The organism is Nostoc sp. NOS(2021) (genome assembly GCF_017115025.1).
Classification (GTDB): Bacteria; Cyanobacteriota; Cyanobacteriia; order Cyanobacteriales; family Nostocaceae; genus Nostoc.
On sequence record NZ_JABXKM010000245.1, the window covers coordinates 1 to 7,589 of the forward strand.

Below are 7,589 nucleotides of genomic sequence, written 5' to 3' on the forward strand. Positions count from 1 at the left end.
GGGGAATGAGGAAATGATCACAGAGGACAAGGGGGACAATGAGTATAACCTATGCCTAATACTTCGGGAACGCTCAGTACAAGTGCCCACTATCCGCATTTCCACTAAACTCTCAGTAGACAACTCTCGTCTGTTGATTCGGATTATTGACAATGGATCTGGAATGACTGAAGAGGTGAAAAAGCGAATTTTTGACCCGTTTTATACTACCAAACCTGTAGGCAAGGGTACAGGACTGGGACTGTCAATTAGCTATCAGATTATTGTCGAAAAACATGGGGGAATAATGGAGTGCATTTCAGAACCTGGCAAAGGTACAGAGTTCTGGATTGAGATTCCCGTCAAGCCTCCAGCCAAAAAAGTTAACTAGATGATGTCCCATCCTGCGGCTTTGAGTGCGGGGTCGATTAGTTCGGCGCGGGTTTCGGCTTCGTTCAAAGTCTTTACTTGAGGTCGGCAATTACCTGAATCAGTCCAGTCTGGAAGGCTGCGTCGTAGGTGATAACAGGCAAGCCTTCCACTTCAGCCTGAGCCATGATCATGCGATCAAAGGGATCTCGGTGGGCAATCAGTAGGCTTCCCGCTCTGAGCGCATGGGCTGTGGTGATGGCAAGTTCGATAAATTTAGTCTGATGCAATATCTGTGAATATTGCTCAACGAGTTGTTTGGCTTCGGGTAGTTTGCCGATGCGGTATTTGGTGGCAATTTCCCAAGCGGAAGCACTGCTGACAATGATGCGATGATCGGGGTTGCGAATGATGGTCTCGGCAGTCAGTGTGGAGTTTTGGGTCATCAAAGAGCCACCACAGCAGGATATGGGTGTCGATGAGGTAGCTCATTCCCATTGCTGGAGTTCCTCTGCTGGCAGTGGTTCAAAGAAAGCATCGCCGAGTTGTCCTTTCAATAAACCAGGGGTGCGGGGTTGTGTACGTTCTTGACTTAAACCTAGTCGAAAGTAGTGAATTAGGTCATAAAGTTCTGCTAGTTTGTCTTCGGGGATATCTTGCAGTTCTTGGACAATCTTCTGGATCAGCATAAGTCAAACTCTTCGGTGGTTGTTAATCAATAAGTTCGGCGCAGGTTTGGGCTTCGTTCATTATGGCTCACCCTCTAGTCTACAAATTAATCATGGTATGCTTTTACCAAAATAGGTCGTTTCAGGCTTTGATGATTTTAAAAGTTTGGCTATTGTTGTGTTTAAAGAAAAGTCTGAAATAGGGCCTCCTCTTGGTGTAAGATTATACGAAGTTGAATAGCTGAGAAATAGTTTAAATAGCGCCTTATGTCAATAATTGCGCTTAGAGCGTGGTATCTACAGGATTACGAACCGATTCCAGAACTGGAAAAACGTCCGCCAGACATTCGCTTAAGCAAAAAAAGCCTGCTGAAATCAGCATTGCGAGCAGACTTTTTGGAAGAAAGTGACGAAGTTAAGAAATCAACTTGGTTTGGGCGTTATTTGGAAGGGGAAAATATTGAATTTTATATTGAAGGTAGTGGTGGCTATTGCGTTTCTAACATTGACTTAATTAGTCATGAAATTTATTTCACGAAGCAGGCGGTGTTGGCTCAGTTAGATCCAACGATTTTTTTATCCTATCAAACGGAGTATGCCGCAGCGACAAATGTTCTCAGAGAAGAACTGCGAAAAAGTTTGGACAGTTTAAACTTGCGATCGCGCCTTCCTTTAACATTAGTAGAATCCTCTCGCCCCAGTGGTGCTACTCTCCGAATTAACCGCACGATCATGCGAAAAATCCGTAAGAGTTTGCTATTCATCGCTGACACCACAGCCATTGCTAGTATTGATGGTAAAGAAACCCCTCAATTAATTCCCAGTCCCAATGTCTGTATTGAGATTGGCTATGCCATCCAAAGTAAGCGGTCTGAACAGATTCTATTAGCGCACATGCAACGCCCAGACTTGGAAGGGCAATTTCCCTTCGACTTACCGACACAGCAAATTTTGCAATTCCAAGACACCATAGAACTGAATAAAATCCTCACAGGGACGATTCAAAATCAGCTAGCACGATTCAAATTGTTTTTTTGAGCAAGATAATATTACTTACCAAAAATCGAACTATAGCACTCCTAAATCATTCGTGAGAAACAAGATCCCCGACTTCTTTGCGAAGTCGGGGATCTCTGGCTTTCAAGAAAAATTAGTTTTACTTATTCAATTCATTCTTGAGAGTCGCTCCATTGACGCTCTCAAATTGCAAACCGTATTTTAAACCTGTTAATCAGAACTTTTTTCGCCAACCATATATAAAAATTTGCCCCCGAAATGGCTAATGTATATGTTTTGGCTGTCCATGTCTGAATATCTTGGTTTTCCTTGTAAGTTATTTACATCACATAATCCTATCTCGGCTAAATTATATAAACTGTCTTTTACCATTTCTTCCGTAACATTTTCTATTTTTCTCTGTTGTAAGGCTATTACAATTTCAGAGTTAGTTAATCGGTTTCCTCTTTTACGAGAATCATACATAAATTCCAAAACATTGGCATCTATACCATTTAAAAGTCTTAACGTCTCTATGTATCTAGGATGAATTTGATGTCCCAATATTGCTGATTCCAATAAATTAATCCATTTCTGTCTAATTACTTCGTTTTGATCTCCTATAAGTACACCTTCTAATATAGGTTGTAATGTTTGCGGTTCAATATCTTCTATTTTGTCTATCAATTCTTCAGGTTTTATATCTTTTAAAGTTGGTTTTTTTATAAGCCTTTTTACTGCATCGATCAAGTTATCACGTTTCTTTTTTGTAAAATTGCCTATCGTTATTATTTCTTTTTCAAAGAGGGCTTTAACTAAAATTGTTATCGCCGCCTTATCTGCATCACTTAAAATTTCAGTAATGATTGATGTTATATCCATGCGTTCCTTTTATCTTTAACGTTGATAAGAAGTCCCTGATAAGTATGGAGCTTTTTATATTTAGAGTTTTTTGGAATTATTTCTTTTTGTCCTTATCTAGTTTTTCTTGGATAGCTTGGCGACAAAATTCTGGTGGATCATCCTTAGTTGACAATTCTTCTTTCATTGTCTTGGTGACACGCAAATTAACTTGCTCTGTCAATGGTTCATCACCTTTTCTTTTTCCCGGTTCTAAATTTTCAGGAGTTCCTCTAGGGTTAGGCATTGTTGAGAGATGTAAATATAGGTTGAATCGATTGATAGCAATCGATTAGAGTTTTAAATCGGTGAGCATATTGTCTGGAAAACTTGTAGCTCACCGATACCACTTTTACAAGAGGTAACTCTATTTTATGTTTACGCGTTCCGAGTTAGAAATCAAAACCATCAAAGAACTCAGTGAGCTATGCTTACGCTACGGCATCAAACCAACTGGGAATAAAGGGTACAAGACCTCATGGATTACATCCTTGATGGTATTCCCTCGAATGGCGTTATCTCAATTCGAGGCAGGTAAAGGGTTAAAACCTCCTACCTTTGCTTTTATGCAAGCACTGAGTAACGCTATAGATGAGATAAATGCTCCTACTGATGAGCAAGCAGCGCTCATCAAAATTACGATGGAAGGGAGAATCATGAATTACCCAGATAGGTACACTCAAGAGAAGCTGTTAGCTTTGCATAAAGCAAAAATGTATCTAGAGTTAGCACTTGGATTATTGAGTAAATAAGTTAATTCTTTAATCAGTACCGCAAGACCCTTTAAAGGGTCTTTTTTTGTGAATCCATTAATGAGTATATTTTTATACATATTATCCATGTTTAAATGCTGAAAGTCGGGTATTTGAGCATTAGATGAGCATTTTAGAGAGAACAAAGGCTGAAAGTATTGTTATTGCTTTAATTAAAATAAACGAACAGGTTTACTTTGCAACTTGGAACTAATCGAGCTTACCCGATCAACCAGAGAAATCATGTATTTGTAATCTGGTACTTGTCCATTGGGTACATAACCCACTTCTTGAGCTAAACCTGAAGGAGAATCACTCATCACTTTGCGGATAAACTCTTGACGGTTACGTTCTACATCAGGCCCAATCAAAACCACACCTAATGGTACATAGTGAGGGTCTTTAAATAGTATGCGGAATTCGGTTGGGCCCAACTGTGAACCGTAAAGACTCAATTCAGCCTCCGAAACAGCACAGACGATCGCTTTTCCTTGTGCGACCAATTCCAGCGCTGCTTTGGGTGTGGGTGCAAACAGTATCTCTGCCAGTGTTGTACCAAAAAGATTGTAAAGTGGAAAATAATATCCTGTTGCTGAACCTAACTGGCCTAAAGCCACTGTTTGACCTTGTAGCTGTTTCAAGTCGGTTATCGGATTGTCTTTGCGAACAACGAAAATTGAACGCAAATTACTAATACCTATTAAAGGAAATAGGGGAACATATTGGTAGCGTGCGATCGCGATCGCCGCTAAACCCGGTGGAGCAAATACCAATGACCAAGCACGAGCCTCAAGGCGCTCAACCGCTCTATTTTCATTAAAAGCAGGCTCTAGCTGAATATATGCATTTGTCTTTTCACCCAAGTAACTATTGAATTTAGCATATTGGTTAATTATTTGTTCGCCTCCACCATAGTTGATCACACCAACAGTTAACGTGCCCTCAAACTCCTTTCGTGGTTGGCAGGCAGCAAATGTAAAACCTAGCAGATGAAACAGAAATAAACGACGAGGAAATCGCACAAACATCACTAATTATGGTTAAGAAAATAACTTGGCTTTCAGGACTAATTTAGATAAATTTGACTACTGCCTAAATAGGTTATATTACAGCAAAAAATTAATATTTATTTAAATATTGTTGAAATGCTTTCTAACAGGTATAAATAAATATTAGAGAAACTCAGATACCACCTTCGTTACTTAGGTTATGTTAAACAACATTACGTTAAAAAACTTAAAAATAGGTGCTAAATTTAACTTACTTTTAATATTAGTTTTCATAGCCAGTATTGTGGGAAGTGGCGTTGCCTTATCCAGTGTACTTCAAGGGAGAGCGCAAAATGAAGTGGCTTCTCAAGCACAGATTCTCATCCAAATGGTGAACGCAGTTAGAGATTATACACAAAATCGTATAGATCCTCTATTAGAACCTAGACTATATACTAACCCAACGTTCATGCCTGAAGTAGTACCAACTTTTTCCTCTAAAGAGGTTTTTGAGAATTTTCGGAAAAAGCCTGAATATAAAAACTTTTTTCATAAAGATGCAACACTTAATCCAACTAATTTAGCGGATAAAGCTGATAATTTTGAAACTCAACTTGTAGAGCGTTTTCGCAACGAACCCAAGACTCTAGAAATTACAGGCTATCGTAACTTGTCAGAAAACGAAGTATTTTACATTGCGCGACCACTAAAGATTACACAAGCGCAATGTCTGCGATGTCATTCTACACCAGATCAGGCTCCTAAGAGTCAGTTGGTAAATTATGGCTCGGAAAATGGTTTTGGCTGGCAACTCAATCAGATTGTTTCTGCCCAGATAATCTCTGTTCCTTCTGAAGATATTTTTGCCAATGCCAAACGGACTTGGACATTGATAATGGGACTTTTAATTACTATCTTTGCGATCGTAGTTTTATTAATTAACTTCTTAATCACAAAATATGTGATTCAGCGCATCAGAAGAATAGAGAAAATCGCCCAAAAAGTTAGCGTTGGTGATATGGGTGCTGATTTTGAAGAAAGCTCTAATGATGAAATTGGCGGGTTAGCAGAAGCATTTAATCGGATGAAAGCTAGCTTAAAAATAGCTCTGGAGATGCTGAATAGCGAAAGCTGACACAATTTTAGATTTTGGATTTTTGACTGGTTCCCAGCCTCCAGGCTGGGAACCCATTCCCGGAGGGCTGCCGCCTTCTCTTTCTTGACCAGAGGCAGCAGCCCCTCAGAATTCGTTCCCAGCCTCCAGGCTGGGAACGAGGTGACATAAGTCTTTGGCCTTTTCTTAGTGCCATTCGACTAAAGTCCTTACTACAAACTTTAATTTATTTACGCCCAGCTACTTATGTGGACAATCAAGAAAGTAGACGCTGCTGAAATTGCAAAGCTTTTTGAGGTTCGGGAATTTGTGCTGCTAAAATTTTCACAAATTCTGCACGAGAAATTTGCCCAGAAGATTTAACAGCTTTTTGGACTAGAAACTTAGCTATTGGGCCAAGAAAATCAGCTAATTCCCGCTCACACTGATGCACAAAGCTATCGCTGATTAGTTGAGGCTCTTGACTTGATAAATTATTTGACTTTATTTCCGACTTAACAGTAAGTTCCTGTAGGAGAGTCGGTTTCTCTAGTAGAAACATTGTTTTCTTCTTAAAATCAATTTGTTGATTTTCTCGAAGATGAAGGGCCAATTGACTAATTAATTCTTCGCAATTGGGCGCTGATGCTGCAACTTGTCGTAGTAATCTTGAGGCCACGGGGCCGACAAATTCCAAGAGAATTTTTTCTAAGCGGTTGTAATTTTCTGGAGACAGGATAGAAGCAGGCGAATATCCAATTGAGTTTTGTTGAGAAAGTGAGGCTTGAGGCGGTTGTGTAGAAGATGGTGGTTGAAGTGATTGCGCTTCTACTTTAGTATCCAAATGCTTAAGCACCTGTAGAACTTCAGCCGCAGACTGATAGCGCTGTTTAAAGTGGTGTAGCACCATCTTAGATAGCACAGATGCCAACTCAGAACTGACGTTAGCCTGATGCTGCCAAGAAATTTCTCCTGTATCTGGGTCTTCCTCAAAGTTTATCGGATGTAACCCCGTCAGCGATTGAATACAAATAATCCCCAAGGAATAAATATCGCTGTTGGGGCGGGGCTTACCTTGCCCCTGTTCTGTAGACATATATCCTGGGGTGCCAATGATAATAGTAGCCCCCGTGTGTCCTGCAATTGTGAGCAGTTGAGTTTGGACTTGTTTGACAGCACCAAAGTCAATCAACACTAACTTGCCGTCTTGTTGCCGCCTGATTATATTGTCCGGCTTGATATCTCGATGGATAACGTTGTGGCTGTGAATAAATTGCAGAATACCCAACACCTGTTGGAGCAGTTCAATTACTTTCTCTTCTGTCCAAGGTTTATTGGGGAACAGTTCTGCTTTCAGAGTATGCCCTTCAATGAACTCTTGCACCAAGAAGAATTCTTGATTGTCTTCAAAATAGGCTAAAAGCCGAGGAATCTGGTCATGGGTACCCAGTTGTTCTAGTGTTTCTGCCTCACTAGTAAATAGCCGTCTGGCAGTTTCGAGAAATTCAGGGCTACGAGTGACGGGCTTAAGGTGTTTGACAACGCATTTTGGGAAACCTGGCCGATGGGTATCTTGGGCTATGTAGGTTTGACCGAATCCACCTCCACCTAATATCTGGAGGACTTGGTAACGTCCGTCTAATAATTGTCCTAACATTGTGTCACAAGCCTTAATTCCTCAAATTAATCTTGACACAACTACCAGCTTTGATAAGGTTGAGACAGAAAGTAGTGGTCTGTCCCAAAAGTTTTGAGAGGTTAGTGGTGTTCAGATCCCCGACTTCTTGAAGGATACTGCTGGCGAATTGAGGGTAAGACCCCTCAAGGTAACCAGTTTTAGAAT

At 40.3% G+C, this 7,589-nt stretch carries 10 protein-coding genes; 4 read left to right on the forward strand and 6 right to left on the reverse strand.

Features of this window, described 5'->3' with window-relative positions; genetic code table 11:
• A partial coding sequence (locus tag HWQ41_RS25805) for an ATP-binding protein (protein WP_292769454.1) occupies positions 1–370 on the forward strand: 370 nt, incomplete at its 5' end.
• 73 nt (positions 371–443) lie between these two features.
• Here the strand turns inward: HWQ41_RS25805 and HWQ41_RS25810 are convergent.
• Both HWQ41_RS25810 and HWQ41_RS25815 read right to left on the reverse strand, forming a co-directional pair.
• A complete protein-coding gene (locus HWQ41_RS25810) occupies positions 444–794 on the reverse strand; it encodes a type II toxin-antitoxin system VapC family toxin (RefSeq protein WP_292769456.1) in 351 nt (116 codons plus the stop codon).
• Between the two features lie 42 nt (positions 795–836).
• Entirely contained in the window at positions 837–1,037 is a 201-nt protein-coding gene (locus HWQ41_RS25815; RefSeq protein WP_292769458.1) for a hypothetical protein, read from the reverse strand.
• A gap of 246 nt (positions 1,038–1,283) precedes the next feature.
• Between HWQ41_RS25815 and HWQ41_RS25820 the strand changes: the two genes are divergently transcribed.
• A complete protein-coding gene (locus tag HWQ41_RS25820) occupies positions 1,284–2,054 on the forward strand; it encodes a hypothetical protein (RefSeq protein ID WP_292769460.1) in 771 nt (256 codons plus the stop codon).
• 189 nt (positions 2,055–2,243) lie between these two features.
• On the opposite strand, the gene HWQ41_RS25825 is transcribed toward HWQ41_RS25820, so the two are convergent.
• Positions 2,244–2,894 (reverse strand): Abi-alpha family protein, encoded by a 651-nt coding sequence (locus HWQ41_RS25825; RefSeq protein ID WP_292769462.1) that lies wholly within the window; start codon positions 2,892–2,894, stop codon positions 2,244–2,246.
• A 76-nt stretch (positions 2,895–2,970) separates the two neighbouring features.
• A complete protein-coding gene (locus tag HWQ41_RS25830) occupies positions 2,971–3,159 on the reverse strand; it encodes a hypothetical protein (protein WP_292769464.1) in 189 nt (62 codons plus the stop codon).
• 127 nt (positions 3,160–3,286) lie between these two features.
• Between HWQ41_RS25830 and HWQ41_RS25835 the strand changes: the two genes are divergently transcribed.
• Positions 3,287–3,664: a hypothetical protein gene (locus HWQ41_RS25835; RefSeq protein WP_292769465.1), complete on the forward strand. Its 378-nt coding sequence runs from the start codon at positions 3,287–3,289 to the stop codon at positions 3,662–3,664.
• A gap of 173 nt (positions 3,665–3,837) precedes the next feature.
• On the opposite strand, the gene HWQ41_RS25840 is transcribed toward HWQ41_RS25835, so the two are convergent.
• Entirely contained in the window at positions 3,838–4,692 is an 855-nt protein-coding gene (locus tag HWQ41_RS25840) for a PhnD/SsuA/transferrin family substrate-binding protein (RefSeq protein WP_292769467.1), read from the reverse strand.
• A gap of 181 nt (positions 4,693–4,873) precedes the next feature.
• Here HWQ41_RS25840 and HWQ41_RS25845 point away from each other — a divergent pair, with 181 nt between their 5' ends.
• Complete coding sequence (locus HWQ41_RS25845) at positions 4,874–5,788, forward strand: DUF3365 domain-containing protein (protein ID WP_292769469.1); 915 nt, start codon at positions 4,874–4,876, stop codon at positions 5,786–5,788.
• A 235-nt stretch (positions 5,789–6,023) separates the two neighbouring features.
• Here HWQ41_RS25845 and HWQ41_RS25850 read toward each other — a convergent pair whose 3' ends face one another.
• Positions 6,024–7,403, reverse strand: a complete 1,380-nt coding sequence (locus HWQ41_RS25850) for a serine/threonine-protein kinase (protein WP_292769471.1) — start codon at positions 7,401–7,403, stop codon at positions 6,024–6,026.
• Positions 7,404–7,589 lie beyond the last annotated feature (186 nt).

Bases quoted from the DNA above. Each gene is read 5' to 3' on its own strand.
- HWQ41_RS25830 (WP_292769464.1), bottom strand. From the start codon at position 3,159: ATGCCTAACCCTAGAGGAACTCCTGAAAATTTAGAACCGGGAAAAAGA.
- HWQ41_RS25850 (WP_292769471.1), bottom strand. From the start codon at position 7,403: ATGTTAGGACAATTATTAGACGGACGTTACCAAGTCCTCCAGATATTA.
- HWQ41_RS25810 (WP_292769456.1), bottom strand. From the start codon at position 794: ATGACCCAAAACTCCACACTGACTGCCGAGACCATCATTCGCAACCCC.
- HWQ41_RS25845 (WP_292769469.1), top strand. From the start codon at position 4,874: ATGTTAAACAACATTACGTTAAAAAACTTAAAAATAGGTGCTAAATTT.
- HWQ41_RS25815 (WP_292769458.1), bottom strand. From the start codon at position 1,037: ATGCTGATCCAGAAGATTGTCCAAGAACTGCAAGATATCCCCGAAGAC.
- HWQ41_RS25835 (WP_292769465.1), top strand. From the start codon at position 3,287: ATGTTTACGCGTTCCGAGTTAGAAATCAAAACCATCAAAGAACTCAGT.
- HWQ41_RS25825 (WP_292769462.1), bottom strand. From the start codon at position 2,894: ATGGATATAACATCAATCATTACTGAAATTTTAAGTGATGCAGATAAG.
- HWQ41_RS25820 (WP_292769460.1), top strand. From the start codon at position 1,284: ATGTCAATAATTGCGCTTAGAGCGTGGTATCTACAGGATTACGAACCG.
- HWQ41_RS25840 (WP_292769467.1), bottom strand. From the start codon at position 4,692: ATGTTTGTGCGATTTCCTCGTCGTTTATTTCTGTTTCATCTGCTAGGT.